The sequence below is a fragment of the Achromobacter sp. HZ34 genome (assembly GCF_002209485.1).
GTDB lineage: Bacteria > Pseudomonadota > Gammaproteobacteria > Burkholderiales > Burkholderiaceae_B > Bordetella_C.
In genome coordinates this window covers 84,826-103,527 of record NZ_NJIX01000005.1, presented here as the reverse complement: position 1 = coordinate 103,527, position 18,702 = coordinate 84,826, and the positions used below count along the sequence as shown (strand labels likewise).

General features: G+C 66.4%; 17 protein-coding genes. 6 read left to right on the top strand and 11 right to left on the bottom strand.

Annotation, left to right across the window (positions count from 1 at the left end):
* The first annotated feature begins 1 nt into the window (after position 1).
* The 5 genes from CEY05_RS20200 to CEY05_RS20180 all read left to right on the top strand — a co-directional run bounded on the left by CEY05_RS20200 (position 2) and on the right by CEY05_RS20180 (position 4,562).
* Positions 2-844 carry a TauD/TfdA family dioxygenase gene (locus CEY05_RS20200; protein ID WP_088597528.1) on the top strand — a complete coding sequence of 281 codons (843 nt, stop codon included), beginning with the start codon at positions 2-4 and terminating at the stop codon, positions 842-844.
* Positions 845-936: 92 nt separating this feature from the next.
* The gene (locus CEY05_RS20195) at positions 937-1,971 is read left to right on the top strand and encodes an ABC transporter substrate-binding protein (protein ID WP_198952841.1); all 1,035 of its coding nucleotides are present in this window, start codon (positions 937-939) and stop codon (positions 1,969-1,971) included.
* On the top strand, positions 1,968-2,774 hold the full coding sequence (locus tag CEY05_RS20190; protein WP_088597530.1) for an ABC transporter permease: 807 nt from the start codon (positions 1,968-1,970) through the stop codon (positions 2,772-2,774). The genes CEY05_RS20195 and CEY05_RS20190 overlap by 4 nt, the downstream gene beginning before the upstream one ends.
* A gap of 2 nt (positions 2,775-2,776) precedes the next feature.
* Positions 2,777-3,592: an ABC transporter permease gene (locus tag CEY05_RS20185; RefSeq protein ID WP_088597531.1), complete on the top strand. Its 816-nt coding sequence runs from the start codon at positions 2,777-2,779 to the stop codon at positions 3,590-3,592.
* A complete protein-coding gene (locus tag CEY05_RS20180) occupies positions 3,576-4,562 on the top strand; it encodes a cupin domain-containing protein (protein ID WP_088597532.1) in 987 nt (328 codons plus the stop codon). The genes CEY05_RS20185 and CEY05_RS20180 overlap by 17 nt, the downstream gene beginning before the upstream one ends.
* A gap of 37 nt (positions 4,563-4,599) precedes the next feature.
* Here the strand turns inward: CEY05_RS20180 and CEY05_RS20175 are convergent, their stop codons facing one another.
* The 10 genes from CEY05_RS20175 to CEY05_RS20130 all read right to left on the bottom strand — a co-directional run bounded on the left by CEY05_RS20175 (position 4,600) and on the right by CEY05_RS20130 (position 16,901).
* Entirely contained in the window at positions 4,600-5,478 is an 879-nt protein-coding gene (locus CEY05_RS20175) for a hypothetical protein (RefSeq protein WP_088607536.1), read from the bottom strand.
* Between the two features lie 22 nt (positions 5,479-5,500).
* The gene (locus tag CEY05_RS20170) at positions 5,501-6,010 is read right to left on the bottom strand and encodes a hypothetical protein (protein ID WP_088597534.1); all 510 of its coding nucleotides are present in this window, start codon (positions 6,008-6,010) and stop codon (positions 5,501-5,503) included.
* 89 nt (positions 6,011-6,099) lie between these two features.
* On the bottom strand, positions 6,100-7,083 hold the full coding sequence (locus CEY05_RS20165) for an alpha/beta hydrolase (RefSeq protein WP_233161614.1): 984 nt from the start codon (positions 7,081-7,083) through the stop codon (positions 6,100-6,102).
* A gap of 26 nt (positions 7,084-7,109) precedes the next feature.
* Positions 7,110-9,638 carry a TonB-dependent siderophore receptor gene (locus CEY05_RS20160; protein WP_143220526.1) on the bottom strand — a complete coding sequence of 843 codons (2,529 nt, stop codon included), beginning with the start codon at positions 9,636-9,638 and terminating at the stop codon, positions 7,110-7,112.
* A 99-nt stretch (positions 9,639-9,737) separates the two neighbouring features.
* Positions 9,738-10,832 carry a FecR domain-containing protein gene (locus CEY05_RS20155; protein ID WP_158219363.1) on the bottom strand — a complete coding sequence of 365 codons (1,095 nt, stop codon included), beginning with the start codon at positions 10,830-10,832 and terminating at the stop codon, positions 9,738-9,740.
* Positions 10,825-11,376, bottom strand: coding sequence for a sigma-70 family RNA polymerase sigma factor (locus CEY05_RS20150; RefSeq protein WP_233161613.1), 552 nt, complete (start codon positions 11,374-11,376; stop codon positions 10,825-10,827). Before CEY05_RS20150 ends, CEY05_RS20155 begins: the two co-directional genes overlap by 8 nt.
* Before the next feature lie 96 nt (positions 11,377-11,472).
* Complete coding sequence (locus tag CEY05_RS20145) at positions 11,473-12,399, bottom strand: PhzF family phenazine biosynthesis protein (protein WP_088597538.1); 927 nt, start codon at positions 12,397-12,399, stop codon at positions 11,473-11,475.
* A gap of 182 nt (positions 12,400-12,581) precedes the next feature.
* Positions 12,582-14,834, bottom strand: coding sequence for a DUF2207 domain-containing protein (locus tag CEY05_RS20140; protein WP_088597539.1), 2,253 nt, complete (start codon positions 14,832-14,834; stop codon positions 12,582-12,584).
* Complete coding sequence (locus CEY05_RS20135) at positions 14,821-15,384, bottom strand: LemA family protein (RefSeq protein WP_088597540.1); 564 nt, start codon at positions 15,382-15,384, stop codon at positions 14,821-14,823. The genes CEY05_RS20140 and CEY05_RS20135 overlap by 14 nt, the downstream gene beginning before the upstream one ends.
* A 191-nt stretch (positions 15,385-15,575) precedes the next feature.
* A complete protein-coding gene (locus CEY05_RS20130; protein ID WP_088597541.1) occupies positions 15,576-16,901 on the bottom strand; it encodes a DUF445 domain-containing protein in 1,326 nt (441 codons plus the stop codon).
* Between the two features lie 72 nt (positions 16,902-16,973).
* Between CEY05_RS20130 and CEY05_RS20125 the strand changes: the two genes are divergently transcribed.
* Positions 16,974-17,885 carry a ketopantoate reductase family protein gene (locus tag CEY05_RS20125; RefSeq protein ID WP_088597542.1) on the top strand — a complete coding sequence of 304 codons (912 nt, stop codon included), beginning with the start codon at positions 16,974-16,976 and terminating at the stop codon, positions 17,883-17,885.
* Between the two features lie 109 nt (positions 17,886-17,994).
* On the opposite strand, the gene wrbA is transcribed toward CEY05_RS20125, so the two are convergent.
* A complete protein-coding gene (wrbA, locus tag CEY05_RS20120) occupies positions 17,995-18,594 on the bottom strand; it encodes an NAD(P)H:quinone oxidoreductase (RefSeq protein ID WP_088597543.1) in 600 nt (199 codons plus the stop codon).
* Positions 18,595-18,702 lie beyond the last annotated feature (108 nt).

Sequence of the window (18,702 nt, the reverse complement as noted above, 5' to 3'; positions counted from 1 at the left end):
CATGCTCAAGACTCGCTCCCTGCATCCTGGTTTCGGCATCGAAGTGCTGGACCTGGATCTTGCCGATCCCGCCAGTGACGTGGCGGTCGATCAACTGGTCCAGGACCTGGAACGTCACTCGTTGATCCTGGTGCGTGGCCAGGCACTGAGCAATCAGCGCCATGTCGACATCAGCCGTCGCTTCGGGTCGTTGATGACCCATGTACTGAAGCAGTTCCTCACCACCGGTCTGCCGGAAATCTACGTGCTGTCCAATGTGGCGGAGAACGGCAAGCCCATCGGCAATCACAAGGAAGGCTGGAACTGGCATTCGGATCTTTCGTATGTGGCCGAGCCCAGCATGGGATCGCTGCTGTATTCGGTGGAAGTGCCGCCCGAAGGGGCCGACACGCTGTTTGCCAGCATGCACCTGGCCTACGAAGGGCTGCCGCCGGCCACGCAGGCGCGCATTCGCGACCTGACCGCCACGCACTCTTACGCCGGGTACTACGGCAAGGCCTTCGCCGATCGCACGCCGCTCACCGACGAGCAGAAAGCCCGTACGCCGGACGTCGTGCATCCCGTGGTGCGGACCCATCCCGTGACCGGCCGGCTATCCCTGTATGTCGGCCAGGACATCGTCAAGCAGATCGACGGCCTGCCTTGTGCCGAGGGCGATGCCTTGCTGGCCGAGCTGAACCGGCACGCCATCAGCGACGCGTTCGTCTACCGGCACCGGTGGCAACAAGGTGACCTGGTCATCTGGGACAACCGCTGCACCATGCATTGCGCCACGCCTTATGACGACCAGAAATATCGCCGTGTCATGCATCGCACCACGGTTGCGGGTACGAGGCCGTTTTGAATCCGCGGGTGGCCTGCGGCTGAAGCAAAGAAACGAACCAAAGAACCGAAGCAATTCATCGACGCAAACGATCGAACCAAGGGGAATCGAAAATGACTGCTATCCGGAATAAACGACGCCTGCTGACCCTGATGGCCTGGGCCGCGACTTTCGGCGCGGCGGTGGCCACGCTGCCTGCGCCCGCCATGGCCAAGGACCTGGTCAAAGCCTCGCTGCGCTTGAAATGGCTGCCACAGACGCAGTTCGCCGGCTTCTATTACGCGCTGGCGCAGGGCTACTACAAGGACGAAGGCATCGATCTGACCATCAATCCAGGCGGCCCCAATCTGCTGACGGAGAACCTGGTTGCCACGGGCGCCGATACCTTCGGCCTGTCCGGCGGCACGGATAGCGTGCTGGCCGCGATCGACAAGGGCATGCCCATCGTGTCGGTGGGCGTGGCCCACCAGATCACGCCCTTTGTCTTCGTGGCGCGCAAGGACGGCCCGGTCAAGACGCTGGAAGACTTCCAGGGCAAGAAGGTGACGGCCTGGTTCACGGGCGCCAACTATGTGCTGTTCGGCATGCTGGCCAACAAGGGCATCGACCGTTCGAAGGTGGACATCCAGCCCCAGCAGGTCAGCGTTACGCCCTTCGTCAACGGCGACGTGGATGTCATCACCGCCACCTGGTACAACGAGCTTTACACCATCCGGCAACGCGTGGGCGAGGACAAGTTGCGCCTGTTCAAGGCCGAGGACTACGGCATCACCTTCCCGCGTGATACGTTGATCGTGTCGCGCAAGACGGCGCAGGAACAGCCGGAGCTGGTCAAGGGCTTCCTGCGTGCATCCATCCGCGGCTGGCGCGAAGCCATGAAGCATCCCAAGGATGCCGTGGACGCGGTGATGAAGGTGGCGCCTACGCTGGATCGCACGCATCAGGAATTCATGCTGACAGAAGCTTATCGGCTGATGACGGAGGGCAAGGCCAAGACCGATGGCTTGTTCTGGATCGACCCCACTGCCATCCAGGCAGCGGAGGACTTCCTGGTCAAGAACGGCGTGGTGAGCAAGCCCGTCGATGTGGCCAAGGCTTTCGATGCCAGCTTCCTCAAGGCCATCCCGGTGGCGGACCGCCTGCCATGAGCGGCGCAAGCGCAACAGGGACGGCAACCGCGGGTGGGGGCGTGCGCCGCGGCGGCGCTGGCGCGGTGGTGCTGCGCGGCGTCATCACCATCGCCGTCATCGCGGCTGTGTGGGAAGGCGTGGTGGTGGCCGCCGGCATCAAGCCCTATTACCTGCCGCGCCTGTCCGTCATCCTGAGTGCCATCGCGGCGCTGCCGGACGCCTATTTCTCGGGCTTCGTGCGGACCTTGACGGAAACACTGCTGGGCTACGCGGCCGGCGCGCTGGTCGGCGTGATGAACGGCGTGCTGTTCCATCGTTCCCGCCTGCTGCGCGAGACGGTCTTCCCCTTGTTCGTCATCTCGCAGACCATCCCCGTCATCGCCTTCGGCGCGGTGGTGGTGCTGTGGTTCGGCAACACCATCCTGGCCAAGGCCCTGATTGCCTTCTATCTCACATTCTTTCCGGTGACGGTGAATACGCTGACGGGCCTGGAAGCCGTGGATAAGCGGCAGGTGGATCTGTTGCGCAGCTTCGGCGCCACGCGCGTGGCGTTGTTGTTCAAGCTGCAGCTGCCGGCGGCGCTGCCGCAGATCTTCGTCGCCTTGCGGCTGGCCTGCACCTTGAGCCTGCTGGGGGCCATCGCCGGGGAATGGTTCGGCGACACCACGGGGCTGGGCGTGCTGTTGCTGCAGGCCATGTACAACGAACAGTTCGTGGCGCTGTGGGCGGCGATCCTGATGGCCGGCCTGCTGGGGACGTCGTTCTATGGCCTGGTGGCCTGGGCCGAACACAAGACCGTGTTCTGGAGAAGCGAACTGTGAAAATGAACCTGTTTTCGGCTGCGCCTTCCTCTGCGCCTGCGCCGTCTTCCGCGTCATCGTCGCTTTCTTCCTTGCCTTTGCCATCGCGCGCAGTGCGGCGTGCCGTGCTTGGCTTGCTGGGCGTGTTCGCACTGTGGGAAGCCGCGGCGCGTGGGCTGGATCTGCCCGCTTATGTGCTGCCGAGCGTCACCCGCATCCTGCAAGCCATAGGCGAACAGCACGTGTTGCTGCTCAAGGCCGCCGGCATGACGGTGATGGAGGCTGTCGTGGGCTTCGGCATCGGATCGCTGGCGGGCGTGCTGCTGGCTATCGTCCTGACCATGTTGCCGGCGGTGCGGCGCAGCGTATTGCCCGTGGCGACCGCACTGAATTCGGTACCGGTGGTGGCCTATGCGCCCTTGATCCTGCTGTGGTTCGGCATGGGGCCGGAGAGCAAGATCGTGATGGTGGCGCTGGCGGTGGGCTTCACGGTATTTCTCCATGCGCTGTCCGGGCTGGATCGCGTCGATCCGCGCGCGGTGGATCTGATGCGCAGTTTCGGCGCGGACCGCGCGGCCATACTCTGGCGCCTGCGTCTGCCGGCGGCGATTCCGCTGACGGCGGCGGGCATGCGCGTATCGACCGTCCGCGCCATGATCGTCGCCATCGTCACGGAGATGCTGGGCGCCATGGGTGGCCTGGGCTGGACGATATTCCAGGCGGTGCTGCAGATCGATTTCGTCCAGGTCTGGGCCGCCATCTTCGTGGCGTCGGCCATCAGCCTGGTGTTCTTCGGCACGGTGAACCTGTTGGAAAAACGCTATGTGTTCTGGCGCTGAGGGTGGCCTGGGCGACGGTGGTGAAGGCCGGCACCACTTCGACGATGGGCCCGTCGGCATGGCGGCGTTGCCGGCGGGACGCGCGGCGCAGCCGGCGAATGAGGCCCAGGCGCGGGCCCGCTACTTCAATTCGGCGAACGCGTTCAACATTCATCTCGATCCGGTGCCGGCGCGCGTTTTCACCGACCCCGCGGCCGCCGCACTGGCGGATGGCACCGCGACGGGATACTTTCCTTGCGACCAATCGGCGCAACTGGGATGTCCCTGGCCGGCCACCACGCCGTTCATGCTGGCGCGGTATGCACGCATCGCGCCAGGCACGAGCCTGGCCGCGGACTTCGCGGCCAGCGGTTCGATCTGGTACGTCATTGCGGGCCGTGGGAAGGCCGTTGCTGGAAGTCCTGTCGATTTCTCACAGGGTGATGTCTTCTACCTGCCGGCGGGCGCGGCGACGCTGCGGGTCGACGGGCCGGACGCGGCAGTCTTGTGGCTGGTCACCGACGAACCCATGTTGGCTTATCACGGCTTGCGCGCGGCGCGACCCGACGATGCGGCGGTGCACTTCAAAGCCTCGGACATCTCCGTGGAAATCGAGCGGATTCATCGCAGTGTGCCCGATGCGGGGACGTCAGGGCTGGCCGTGGTGTTCTCCAGCGTGGCCATGCAGGCCAGGCGCAACCTGATGCCCGCCCTGACACTTTCCCTGAATACCCTGCCGCCAGGTTGCGCGCAGTCGCCCCATCGGCACAACTCGGCGGCCCTGACCCTGATCGTCGCCGGCGCCGACTGCCATTCGCGCGTCGATGGCCAAGACTGTCCCTGGTCCGAGTGGGCCACCCTGGTCACGCCCGCGGGCGCACCCCATTCCCATCACAACGATGGCCAGCACCGCGCCGATTTCCTCATCGTCCAGGACGGCGGCCTTTACTACGAAGCCCGCACGATGGGATTCGAGTTCCTGGGCGGATAGCGTCGCGTCCGCCCACGCCGGCGCGGGAAGTCTCGCCCTACCGGTCCAGCTTGTTGAACGGCCAGTCGGCCGGCGTGGTCCACGCCCACTTCTTCATGTCGAAGGGCAGGGTGTAAACGGCATGGACCGGCGCCTGGCCCTTGACGCGGGTATCGACGGTGATCTTCAAGGGATAGACCCGTACGTTGGGATCGCTGTCGTCGATCTGCAGCTGCGTGTCGACGTCCGTTTCCTTGCAGGCCGGGTCATTGTCGTCGCAGGCCCCGCCGTTGGAATAGCCTTCGTCGACGGCCTGCGCCAGATTGCCGATGCCTTTGCCGTAAGGGGCCAGGATGATGTACTGCGAGGTGGTGTAGCCCTGCGCGGTATAGCCGGCCGAGTTGATCCAGCCCAGGTAACCGCCCGGGCCGATGGCAGCCAGGCGCCATTTCGTCGGCGGGTTGCCGAAGCTGCCCTGGCTGTCTGCCTTGATCGCGGCCAGGGGTTCCGGCGCGCCCTCCGTGACGCGCAGGACGAAGGCGCCAACGAAGCCGGGCGTCACATGGCCGGTTTCCTCGGAGGGCGGGGAGCCCGTCAGCACGGCGTAATAGCGGTCCTCGCCACCGGCAGTGACGCGGCGCAGGCTGTCCACCTTCATGCAGGTATCGCTGTCCTCGACGCGGGTGGGCCAGCAAGCCCGTCTGGCGTCGTAGGCGTGGCCATACACTTGCTCGAAGTAGCGGGCCAGGCCCGGCGCCTGGGCCACGGGGATGGCATTGCCAGGCTGCGCCGGGGTGTTCGCCGCCTCATGCGCCGTGTTTTCGCCAGCCGCCGCGGCGTTGCCGGCGGACGTGGCGAGCAGTACGCCCAGGGCGCTGGTGGCTAACAGGAAACGAGCAGAGCGCGAGCCCGATACCGCGGCACTGGGGTGAGGCATGTCCATATCCGTTGTGAGTGAATCATTCGCTACGTTGGTAGCGGTCGTCCGGTCCTGAATGGTAATGCGTGACCGCATTGCCCTGGGCGCCCATGTACACGTAAAAGTTCATGTGCCAGTGCTGCGCCTCGACATAGCGGTAGGTCCAGACTATCTCGTTCATATCGCCCAGTCCGGCGGTGCGCACTTTCGCTGGCGGGCCGAACACGCAGCGGACCTGGTCCGGTGTCCATCCCGGCTGGATGCTGCTGAAGAAGTCTGTCCGCAGGACCTGGCCTACGCGGACGACGCGGCCATTGGCGTCGATGTCGGCGCCCCACGCATAGCTGCCCTCGGGCTGCTGGGACCAGACCACGCGCTGGCCGCCGCCCGGCGCTGGGCACTGCGAGTCCGGCGTGCCATATTGCTTTTCCATATCGGACAGCAAGGTGCCGGGCTTGGCGCTATCCGGATTGGCGCAACCGGCGAGCGCGGCCAGCAAGGTAATCGCGCCCGCGCGCAGGAGGGAACGGGGAAGGGCAGAGGTGTACATGGCAGCACTCCGAAGCGCCGCCCGGGAGGGCGGCAGAGAGACGTCTAGCGTACACCGTGGAGGGGCGCTTTAGCGTGCCTTCCGTTCCCTCAAGGCTGGATCGACGCAGCGCCGGAGGCGATCTGCAGTGCCCGCGCCAGTGACGCACGGATCATCTCGCCGTGGCCGAACTGGGGAAACGTCTCGTAAGTGGCGTCGGCGGACGCGGCGCGCAGCTTGTCGGACATTTCCGCCACCACGGCCCGCGGGTCGGGACTGTTGCCGTCCTTCGCCACCGGGGGCAGGTTGGGATTCGCGCGGCCGTCCGTGCGCGGTCTGGTCCCCGCCAGGATGGCAACACGCAGGCCCTTCGCGCGCGCCGGGTCGAAGGCGCGCCATTCCTTCACCAGGGCACCGTCGTGCCACCAGGCCGAGGGGTCCCCGGCCACATAGGTGCCGAAGCTGTGCGGTTGCGTGAAAAGTACATGCAACGTGAACAAGCCGCCGTAGGAGTGGCCCCACAGCATTTCTCGCCGGGTCGCGATCGTCGCCCGCTGCCGCGCCAGCGGACGCACCTGTTTATCGATGAAGTCCAGGAACACATCGGCCCCGCCGCCCACCCGGCCGCGATCCTGCGGCTGCGCAACGAGTTGGCCCTGTTCGTCGCGCACGGGCGGCGTGTAGTCGTAGGCGCGCGACACCACGTCATTGCGCGTGGCGACGTCGTAGCCGATGGCCACCAGCACCGGCGGCCGCGCGCCGCCCATGGCCTTGAGGTCGGCATCGGTCAGGGTCGCCATGGCCGCGTTGCCGTCCAGCATGTAGAGCGCGGTGTAGCCGCCCTTCGGTGCCGGCTGTTTCGGCACGGCGATTTCGATACGGTAATGGCGTTTGCCGTCGGCGGAATCCAGGCGGTGCTTCTCGAACCGGTAATACGCCGATTCCCGATCCGCCACGGTCGGACCGACGGGCTCGTTGCCCCGGCTGGCGCCGTTGGGGGCCGGTGCGCCGGCGCCGTTCGCTGGCGCCGCCGCCATGGCGCCCGTGGAAAACACCAGGGCGACGATCATCGCCGCGCTTGAAATTCGATACATGCAATCACTCCTCATCAGATCGCCGCTTACCAGGCGTAGTTCAAATTCGCCGTCACGGAACGGCGCGCGCCGTAGTAGCAGCTGGACACGCCCGAGCAACTCGCCAGGTATTCCTTGTCCGCCAGGTTGGTGGCGTTCAAGGAGAAGCGCAGTCCCTTCAGCGACGGGCTCACTTCGCCCAGGTCGTAGCGGATCGCCGCATCCCACAGGTTCACGGCGGCCATGTGATATTGATTGGCGGTGTCGCCATACAGACCGCTGGTGTGGCGCACGCCCGCGCCCACGCTCAGGCCCGGCGCGATCGAGTTCGGCAGGCGGTAGTCCAGCCACAGATTGGCCGTGCGCTTGGGCACGCGCGGCAACTGGTTGCCCAAATCGGTGCTGTTGCTCTTGGTGACCTCGCTATTCATCAGCGTGCCCGATGCGATCAAGGTCAAGCGGTCCGTCAGCGCCAGGTTGCCTTCCAGCTCGAGCCCGCGCACCCGCGCTTCACCGGTCTGCACGCTGCACAGGCTGCCATCGCACAAGTGGGTGGGATCGGGATCCGGTGTCGTGATGTTCTGCTGGCGGATCTCATAGGCGGACAGCGTCACCATGCTGCGGCTGCCGGTGGGCTGGAACTTGATGCCGGCCTCGATCTGCTTGCCTTCGGTGGGCTTGAAGGGCGTGCCGCCATAGCCGACGCCGTTGTTCGGTTCGAAGGACGTCGCGTAGCTGATGTAAGGCGCCAGTCCGTTGTCGAACAGATAGACCAGGCCCGCGCGCCAGGTATTGGCATCGTCGTTGTAGCCGGTCTTGACGCCGGTGCTGCGCACCAGCGAATTGTCCTCCGACCAGTCATGGCGCAGGCCGAAGGTGGCGGTCCAGCGGTCCCAGCGCAGTTGGTCCTGCATGTACAGGCCGGTCTGGTTGCTGTCGGAGCGGCGCGAAGGCGTCATGGCGCCCAGGGTCACCGGGCCGCCGTAGACGGGGTTGAACACGTCCAGTGAACCGGCCTTGCCGCTGGCCGACGCCACCCGTATGGTCTGCGTGCGGTAATCCACGCCCGTCAGCAGCGTATTGCGTACCGGACCCAGGTCGAAGTCGTACTGCACGTTGTTGTCGACCGTGAAGCCTTCGGAGCGGATCTCGTTGGCCGACGCCGTGCGCGGCAGCGTGCGGCCGTCCGCCAGCAGGTCGCCCGAGCGGGTCACGCCGCGGTTGTCGGTGTCCACGCGCATGTAACGCAGCTTCTGGTTGAACTTCACGCTGTCATTGAACGCATGGCTGAATTCGTAGCCTATGGACGATTGGGTGCGGTCATAGCGATTGAAGCCGGGTTCGCCCAGGAAGCGGTTGGAACCGAAATGGCCATACTGCGTGCCGTAGTAAGTACCGTGCGCTGGCAGGAATTGATAGGTGCTGCCGCCGCGATCCTGCTGGTAGCTGGCCAGCAGCGTCACGGTGGTCTGCCACGATGGCCGCCACGTCAGGCTGGGGGCGATCATGACGCGGTTCAGGTCGACGTGGTCGACTTGCGTGTTGCTGTGATATGCCGTGCCGACGACGCGGTAGAGCCATTTGCCCTCTTCATCCAGCGGCCCGCTGATGTCGCCGTTGAAGCGCGCCAGGCCGTTGTTGTCGGTCGACACGCCGACTTCACCGCGCGCATAGTCGGTGGGATGCTTGCTGACCGAATTGATCAGGCCGCCCGGCGCGATCTGGCCGTACAGCACGGACGAGGGGCCGCGCAGTACTTCGACGCGCTCCAGGCCGTAGCCGTCGAACTGGGTGGCCGAGGCGGTGGCGCCGCTGCTGCTGCCCGGCGGACGCAGGCCATCCAGGTAGTTGTTGTTGGCGAAGCTGCCGGTGCGGAAGCCGCGCACGGAGATTTCGTCGACACGGCTGTCGGTGCCGTAGCCACCGATGTTCACGCCCGCGCTGTAGCGCAGGGCGTCGGCGGTGTTGGTGGCGCCCAGCATGTCCATCATTTCGCGGTTGACCACCGATATCGATTGCGGCGTTTCCAGGATGGACGTGCTGGTCTTGGTGGCGGTCTGGTTGTCCAGGGACAAGGTACCGATGTCCCGCACGCCGGCGCCCGAGACGGCGACCGAGGGCAGGGTGGCGACACCGGGCGAGTGCGGCACAGGTTCGAGCCGATAGCCTTCGCCATTGGCATTGGGGCGCGCGCGCAGGCCGCTGCCGGCGAGCAGGCGGCTCAGGCCGTCTTCGACTGGATACTGGCCGTCCAGCGCGGGGGCGTGGCGGTCGTCGGCCAGGTCGGGCGTGCCGATGATGGTGATGCCGGCTTGCTGGCCGAAGCGCAGCAGGGCTTCGCGCAGGGGCAGGGCGGGCAGGTGGATGCGCACGGTCTGGCCGGCCGGCATGGCGGCCGGGCCCTGGGCCGCGGGCGGCGTGGTCTGGGCCACGGCGTTGGTGGCGAACAGGGCGGCGGGCGCGCCGATGAAGCCGCTGAAGGCCAGGGTCATGGCCAGGGCGAGAGGACGCCGGCGAACGGCGTGGGGCCTGCGGCGGAGGGTGTGCGGCCGGCGGGGAACGGGAGAGGAAAGCATGGCGGTCTTCGTTGGGAATTGGGCCTGTGGTGCAGGCCTACACCCGGTCATGACGAAGGGCGCGGGGCAATCTGCCTGGAAGTTGCAATTGGTTTCATTTCAGGTTTCCAACATGACCCAGTAGCGGGTGCGATATCGCAGCCGCAGCCCCAGGTGATGCGCCAGCGCTTCCAGCACGCGATCGGTGTCGTGGATGCGGAAGGTTCCCGTTACCCGGCGTGCTGCCGCGTCGTCGTCGCAGTCGAGGAAGCCATGGCGGTAGCGCGCCAGTTGCCGCAGCAGATCGTCCAGCCGCATGTCGTCGGCGATCAGCACGCCTTGCGTCCACGCCAGGTCGCGTTCGCGCCAAGCTTGCGTGGGCTGGAAGCCAGCGGCGTCGAAACGCCGCGCTTCGCCCGCGTGCAGGGCGGCGTCCAGGCGGCCGCCGGCCAGCAGGCGCGCCGTGCCTTCCTGCACGGCCACCAGCGTCTCCGGCGGATTGCATTCGGGCAATTGGCGCAGCAGCAGCCTGGCGCTGTAGGGTTCGACATAGCCGTGCCGGGTGTGCAGGCGCAGACCCGCGCCATCGCCGCCCTGGCGGTTGTCGACCAGGATTTCGCCGGCATGCAAGGTGACGTCGGTGCGGGCGCCGTTGCCGCCGCCGCTGGTGTCGCCACCGCGCCGGTCGTGGACGTCGATGGCGGTGCGCGTGTTCAGCAGCAGGCGCGTGCCATCGGCCAGCGTCATGGCACGCTGTTCGCCCACGGCGGTGCGAGTCTGGGCCAGCCAGCCTTCGGTGGCGGCGTAGCGCCATGTCACGCCGCCGATGGCCACGGCGACGCCGCCGCCGCATAGCAGCTTGAGCGCCTGGCGCCGCCCGCGCCGGCTGGCGACGGCTTTCAAGGCCTGTGCGGCGGGTGGCAGGGTGCTGCCCGCGCCGTTACGGCCGACGGCGGGGACCAGCCTCTGCAGGTCGGCATAGCGGCGCCAGACGGCGGCATGCTGCGGGTCGGCGTCGTGCCAGCGTTGCCATGCGGCCAGTAGCTCGGCGTCGGCAGCCGCACCGGCACCGGCACCGGCATCGGCATCGGCTTGCAGGCGCACCAGCCATTCGGCTGCCTCGGCGATGACGCGTCGGGTCTGGCCGGGATTGTCTGGATTGCTGGCGCGTTTGCTACCCGCCGATCCAGCGTTCACCACGGACCGCTCAAACATGAGCCGCGCCATCGAAAGCCAGATACAGACGCTGCCAGGCCTGGATCAAATCCTTCTGCACCACGTTCACGCTGATCTTCAATTCACGGGCGATGTCCGTATAAGGCAGCCCGTCGATACGCGCGAGCAGGAAGACGCGGTTCATCCGTGCGGGCATGCGGTCGAGGATGCGGCAGACATGGCCCAGCTGCTCGATGACCAACAGCATGGTCTCCGGCGCGGGCGCGCTGCTCTCCGGCTGCAGGGCCAGGCTTTGCAGATAGGCCTGTTCCAGTTCACGGCGGCGGTGGCGGTCGATCAGCAGGCGCGTGGCAATGGCGGTCAGGTAGCCGCGCGGACGTTCCGGGCGCACCCAACGGGGCTGGCGCAACAGGCGCTCGAAGGTGTCCTGCACCAGGTCCAGCGCGTCTGCATGATGGCCGTGCAGCTTGCGCCGCAGCAGGTTGAGAAGCCAGCCGTGGTGCTCCCGGTAAAGCGTGGCCACGGCCGCGGGACCGGCGCCGGCAAGGGCCTCGGAAGTGGAAATGGGTTCGGCGGGTTCCAACACAGGCTGCGGAAAATTGAAATTGAGAATACGAATGATCCTCAATTATAAACACGCGACGCTGCTGCCCGGACCGCGCGGGCGGCCCGCCTGCCCTTACGCCATTGCCAGCGGCGTCTGGTCCACTTCTCCATCCAGCGCCAGGGTGCCGCTGAGGGCCGAGACGCAGTGGCCGCCCACGTGGGCATACCAGGCACCGTCTTGGGCAAGCGCCCGTGCATGCAGGCGGCTGGGCCGCCGGCAGTCGTCGCCTTGTGCCACCAGCAGGTCCAGGTCTTCCAGGCCGCGCAGGCGTGCCAGCAGGCAGGTCATGGCGCCGGTGGCACTGCCTGTCGCAGGATCTTCCGTCATGCGGCCGGTGAACATGCGCGCGTGTACGTCGGGCGCGTCGCGCGCGCCGTCCAGGGCGTAGGCATAAATGGAATGGGCTCCATCCAGGGGGAGCATGCGCGCATAGGCGCCGCGATCGGGCCGGGCGCGCGCCAACGCGTCGCGCGTGGCCAACTGCACCACCAGGAAGGGCAGGCCCACCGACACCACCCGCGGCGCATGCGCGTCGATGCGGATGTCCGCCTCCTTCAAGGACAGGCAGGCCGCCGCCTGCGCGGCGCGGATCTGCGCGCGGCACGACAGCGCTTCGGGCGCGCGCAATTCGGCGCCCACCACGTGGCCGTCCTGGCGCCATAGCTCGATGGTCACCTTGCCGGCCAGTTCCTCGAACGTGAAGATGTCGGGCACGGGAATGCCGCGCGCCGTCATGTCATCGGCCAGCGCGTAGGCCGTGCCCAGATTGGGATGGCCGGCAAAGGGGATTTCGCGGTCGGGCGTGAAGATGCGTACCTGCGCGGTATGGCCGGGATCGTTCGGCGGCAGGACGAAGGTGGACTCGGAATAACCGAACTCATTGGCGAGGGCCTGCATCTGGCGGGTGGACAGACCCTGCGCATCGAGCACGACAGCCACCGGATTGCCGGCAAAGAGCCGGTCGGTGAACACATCGACGGTGACGTAGCGGCGCAGCATGGAAGACTCCAATCCGAATCCGGGCGCGGACGTCCTGTAAGCCGCCGCCCCGTACTGTTCGGGAACAAAATCGGGCCATGTTGCGCCTGGACTGCATATCGGGACAGATACAGTTCAGGGCTTCTTGTGCATAACAGATGGGCGATGCCGGAAGAGGGAAGCGCAAGGATCGTCGCCGGCCATCACCATCCAGAGCCGCCGCCGCCCCCGCCGCCGTCCCCGGACGAGCCGCTGTCGGACGACGAGCTCGACGACGAATCGCTGCCCGACCAGCTGCCGCTGGAGCCAGGCGACCCCCCGGAGGAAGAAACCACCGGCCGCGGCGCCACGTCGGAAGTAATGCTGCTCAAGGCGCGGTCCGGATGGCTGTCGTAGAAGTCGTAGCCGCCATACATGCTTTGCATGGCCTGCACCGCCGCCAGGCCAGCCACCGTGGCGGACAGCCCGGCGAAGGCCTTCGCCCACTTGTCGCCCACATCCAGCGCCATCGCATAGGGCAGATACCGTTCGTAGACGCGCAGCTTTTCTTCGACCGTGGCCAGGGCCTCCAGGCGCGGCTGCTCGGCCAGGGTCAGGTATTGCTTGAAGCCGTTGAGGCTGTCCATGATCTCGTGGCCGTCCTCCGTGTAGTTGCGCAGGAAGCGGAAGCCGCGGATCACCACGGGCAGCAGCAAGACCGGCAGCGCCACGGACAGGGCACGCCAGGGCGTGTTCACGTTCTCGGCCAGCAGCACGCCGGCGCCTCCCGCCAGGAAGGGCAAGCCGAACATCAAGCAGAGAAACAGCACGCCCCAACTGAACCCCTTGTCACGCAACATCGCATACACCGCGGTCAGGGTGCCCACTCCCACCACCAGGAACGGCAGCGCCATGATGGTGCCGCCGACCCCGCCCCCCTGCAGGCCCAGCATGGCAATGCTCACCACGGCGTACAGCAGCCACCACCACACGCCCCGGCGCGCCAGCTTGCCGTTGTCGGCGATGTACTGGGAATACAGGTTGTGCAGCGAACTGTCGAGGTCGGCCTTGGCATCGCGCAGACGGCTGGAACCGGCCTGGCTGCGATAGAAACTCCTGGTCTCGCCGAACATCTTGCGCAGCATCGTGGGCAGCAGGACGCTGCGCTCCAGGCCGCGCTTGCCTTCGGCGTCGGGCTCCAGCAGGAAGAAGCGCGTCTCATTGTTCGAACCGCGCTTGCTGTCATCGCGTTCGATGCGCAGCGTGCGCAGGGAAATCAACTCGATGATGCCGATCACGAAGATCTTGCTGTCATTGCCCATGCGCGCCAGGTAGCGCACCCCGGGCGCCGATATGCCGTCGACGGGCTCGTACCGCGGCACGATATTGGGCCGGCTCTTGCGGCGTGTGCGGCGCCAGGCCCCGACGTAGTACGCCACGATCAGCAAGAAGCCCGCGACGGCCACCAGCAGCGCCTGGTTGTCGCGGAACTGGTAATACGCATTGAGCCAGGGCGAGGGCGGCTGCACGATGCCCTTGGGCCAGCGCACCGCCACCGTCAGGCCCTCCTGCTCGGCCAGGGGCGCGGTGCTTTCGAAGGTGACGAAGTCGGCGCCGCGCTGGGCCACCCGCGCGTTCTGGTCGCGCGACCCCTGCGGGCCGGTATAGAACAGGGTCTGGCCGATGTCCGTGTCCTGCGGCAGATGGATGCGGGCCACCGCGCGGGCGATGGGCAGCGTCCAGCCATTGCCGGTGACGTTCCAGAACAGTTCGTCGTAATCGTGATAGAAGCCCAGCTGGCGCGTGGTGCGATAACGGATCTGGAAGACGTGGGCGCCCGGCGCCAGGTATTGGCCGCCGCTGCCGATGCGGATGCGTACGCCGTTGGACAGCTTCTCCAGTGCGTAGGGCTCCAGCTTGTCGTCGCGCCGCACTTCCAGCACCTCGAAGCCGACCTGTACGCGCAGGCCATTCCTGCCGCGGTACAGGGTGGGGAAATCACGCAGGATGCCGTGCTGGATCTGGCGGCCCTGGGCATTGACCAGGATGCGTTCGGTCACCACCAGGTCGCCGTCGCGCTGCACGTCGATATTGGATTCGAACACCGCGATGAATTCGCGTCCCTTGTAGGCGTAGGTAGCCAGGTCGCCCCGCGTGCTGGAAAGCGACGAGTCGCTGGAACCGCTGGCATATTGCGCGGATGCCGGCGTGGCCAGCAGCAGCGCGGCCATCACGGTGGCGACCACACTGGCGATGATTCCCAGCACCGTGCGTATGGGCGCGGACAGCGGCGCGCGGCGCGGCGCATCCTCGTTGCCGGCTTCGCGCCGTTCCTGCCACGGCAGCAGGCGGCGCCGGCGCGGCGTTTCCACGCCGGTGGGCGTGGTCAGCGGGCGGGCGCGGCGGGCAAAGCGGGGAAGATGGCGTGACAGCTTGCCGGGCAGGCCGCCGCTTCGACGGTCGTCAGAATGAGACATGGGGTACCGCGGCGTCGGCCGGATTGTCCAGTTCGAAATAGGGCTCTTGATGGAAGCCGAAGCTCTTGGCCACCACGTTGGCGGGGAAGGACTCGACGCGGATGTTCTGCTCGCGCGCGGCGCCGTTGTAATAGCGGCGCGCCATCTGCAACTGGTCTTCGATGCCGCTCAGGTTGTCCTGCAGATTGCGGAAGTTGGCGTCCGCCTTCAAGTCGGGATAGGCCTCGGCCACGGCCATCAGGCGGCCCAGGGCCGGGCCCAGTACCTGTTCGGCGCGGGACTGCGCGGGCACGCTGGTGGCGGCGATGCTGGTGGCCCGATGCGTGGCGATGTCCTCGAACACGCTTTTTTCATGCGTGGCATAGGCCTTCACCGTTTCCACCAGATTGGGAATCAGGTCGTTGCGGCGGCGCAGCTGTACCGAAATGCCGCTCCAGGCCTCGCGGGTCATATTGCGCAGGCGGACCAGCGCGTTATAGGTGACGACAACATAAAGCAGCAGAATCACGACGACGACGGCCGCGACGATGGTCCACGTGGCAGCGGACATGGCGTTCCCTCTCTTGTTTCCCCAGGCCGCCCGATGGTACCAATCGGGGTTACCAGGAGAAACGTTCCGCTCGGCAGTGAGGTTTCTGGTTGTTACTCCCAGGAACGCGCCATCGCGCGGACGCCAACAGGGGCGCTAATCGTCGTTAACGTGGTGCTAGATATTGATACATCTTGCTGAGCCAAGCTGGCTCAGCGGCCCGCCAGCATCACGCCCGCGTGCAGCAGCAGCCCGATGACGCCGCCCACCAGCATGCCGTTGAAGCGGATGTATTGCAGGTCACGGCCCATGCTCAGTTCCAGCTCATCGACCAGATGCCGTTCGTCCCAGCCTTTCACCGTCTGCGCGATGTGTTCCGTCACGCCGATACGGAGCGTCGAGGCCAGCCGTTCGGCGCCGGACAGCACGTGCTGGTTGATGGCCCGGCGCAGTTCGGGATCCTCGCCCAGATTGCGGCCTAGCGACATCAGGGTCTGCTCCAGGTGGCGCGCCAGTACCGAGTCTTCGTTGAACAGGTCGCGCTTCAGGCTCTCATGCACCTCACGCCAGATGCCGCGCACGTACTCCTGCAATTGCGGATGATCGATGATGCGCTGCTTCAGTTCTTCCACGCGCGCCTGCACGTCGGCGTCGTCGCGCAGCTTGCGCACGTAGTCGCCCACCCATGCTTCGTAGTCGCGCCGCAGCGGATGGTCGGGCTGCGCCAGCACGTCGTGCAGCTCATCCAGGACGGCGCGCGCCAGGCGGTCGGCCAGGCTGTCGGCGATGTCGTCGACCGATTTCACCAGGTTGATGGCCTTGGCGATGCGCGGCCATTCCTTGCGCGCGTATTTCACCATCAGGTCGGCGGCGCGGTCCTGCACTTGCGGGTCGTGCAGATAGCGGGCCAGGCGTTGCAGCGCTTCGTCCAGCAGCACGTGATGGCGGCCGTCGCGGCTGAGGACGGTAAGGACCTCACCCAAGGTTGCCGCGGCATTCCATTCGCGCAGCTTGCGCACCACGAAAGCCTGGATGGCGCCGTGCACGGCCTGTTCGTCCAGCAGGTTCAAGGCATGCACCGCCCATGTCCGCGCCGACCCGGCCACGACGCGCGCCTGGCGCGGATCGGCCAGCCACTGGCCCAGGCGGGCGGCCGGATCGAAGATGCGGATCTTTTCCAGCAGGCTGCCGGGATCGAGAAAGTGATCGCGCACGAACACCGCCAGGTTGTCGGCGATGCGCGCCTTGTTGGCGGGGATGATGGCGGTGTGCGGGATGGGCAGGCCCAGGGGACGGCGGAACAGGGCGACCACCGCGAACCAGTCGGCCAGCGCGCCGATGGTGGCAGCCTCGCAGAACGCGCGCACCCAGGACCACGCGCCTTGCGCGCCCATCGCGACACTTAGTGCGAATCCGGCCAGGGTGACGGCCAGCGAGGCCAGGGCCAGATTCTTCATGCGGCGCAGGGACGCCCGGCGTGGGTCGGTCGGCAATGTTGCTCCTGAAATGGCGATGCGTGGATCGCGGATCGGGTCCATTCTAATATCGCTGGGCGTCGCCTATGATCGCGTGTGTTCGGAACGGTCCATGTGATATCTGGAGAATTCAGTATGAAGACAGCAGTGATGGGGGCCGGCGCCGTCGGATGTTATTTCGGCGGCATGCTCGCGCGCGCCGGCCACACCGTGACCTTGATAGGCCGCGCCAGCCACGTCGAAGCGATGCGCCAGCAGGGGCTCTATCTGGAAGCGCAGGCGTTCCAGGAGCATATCCCGGTCATCGCGACCACCGAGGCCGATGGCGCGAGCGGCGCCGACCTGGTGCTGTTCTGCGTGAAGTCGGCCGACACCGAGGCGGCGGGGCGCGCGTTGTTGCCCCACCTGGCGCCCGGCACGCTGGTGCTGAGCCTGCAGAACGGGGTCGATAACGCGGAGCGTCTGCGCGCGGTGCTGCCGCAGACGGTGGTGCCGGCGGTGGTGTACGTGGCGACGGAGATGGCGGGGCCGGGCCATGTAAAGCATCACGGGCGCGGTGAACTGGTCATCGGCGAGTCGGCGGGCAGTGCCGCCGTGGCCGAAGTGCTGGAAGCGGCCAAGGTGCCGACCCGGGTTTCCGACAATGTGATGGGGGCGTTGTGGGCCAAGCTGCTGGTCAACTGCGCGTACAACGCCTTGTCGGCGATTGCGCGGCAGCCTTATGGCCAGTTGGTGCGCGGTACCGGCGTGGACGAGGCCATGCGGGCGGTGATGGAGGAGTGCCTGGCGGTGGCGCGGGCCGATGGCATCACGGTGCCCGGCGACAGCTGGGCCGCCATCGAGCAGATCGCCAGGTCCATGCCGGGGCAGTATTCATCGACGGCGCAGGACATGATGCGCGGCAAGCTGACGGAAATCGATTACCTGAACGGCTATGTCGCACGCCGCGGCCAGGCTCACGGCATTGCGACACCGGTGAATAGCCTGCTGCACACCATGGTGAAGTTATTGGAAACCCCTCCTGCCCCGGGTGACGAAGCACGATAACGATAGGGCGGCTCCTGCGCAGGACAGGGAAAGAAAAAAAGGAATTCCTTCAGGAATTCCTTTTTATTACCTTGGTCGTTCAAACCGATGCCGCCGGCGCGGCCGTAAATCAACCAAACAGCTTCGCGGCCGTCTGCGCTACCAGCGCACCTTGATGACGCGCGCCATCCAGTTCATTCGCGCTGGGCTGGCGCGAACCGTCGCCGCCAGCCAGCGTGGTAGCGCCATAGGGCGACCCGCCGGTGACTTCGCTCAGGGTCAACTGGCCCTGGAAGCTATAGGGCAAGCCGACGATCGTCAAACCGAAATGCAGCAGATTGGTGATGATGGAGAACAACGTGGTCTCCTGGCCGCCGTGCTGCGAAGCGGTCGACGCAAAGGCAGCGCCAACCTTGCCATTGAGCGCGCCGCGCATCCACAGGCCGCCGGCCTGGTCCAGGAAGGACGCCATCTGCGAGGACATGCGGCCGAAGCGCGTGCCCGTGCCGACGATGATGGCGTCGTAGTGTTCCAGGTCCGCCACGGTGGCCACGGGCGCGGCCTGGTCCAGCTTGAAATGGGCGCCACGGGCGATTTCTTCCGGCACGGTCTCCGGCACTCGCTTGATGTCGACCTGCGCACCGGCGCCGCGGGCGCCTTCGGCGACGGCTTCCGCCATCTTCTCGATGTGTCCGTAGGACGAGTAATACAGGACGAGGACCTTGGCCATGAGGGGGAACTCCTTTGCTGATGCGTGGCGCTAAGCGCCGTAGACGGGAAGACGAACGCCGCGACGGATGCCAAAAGGGGGGCGGCGGCCGGATGTAATCGGTAGGCG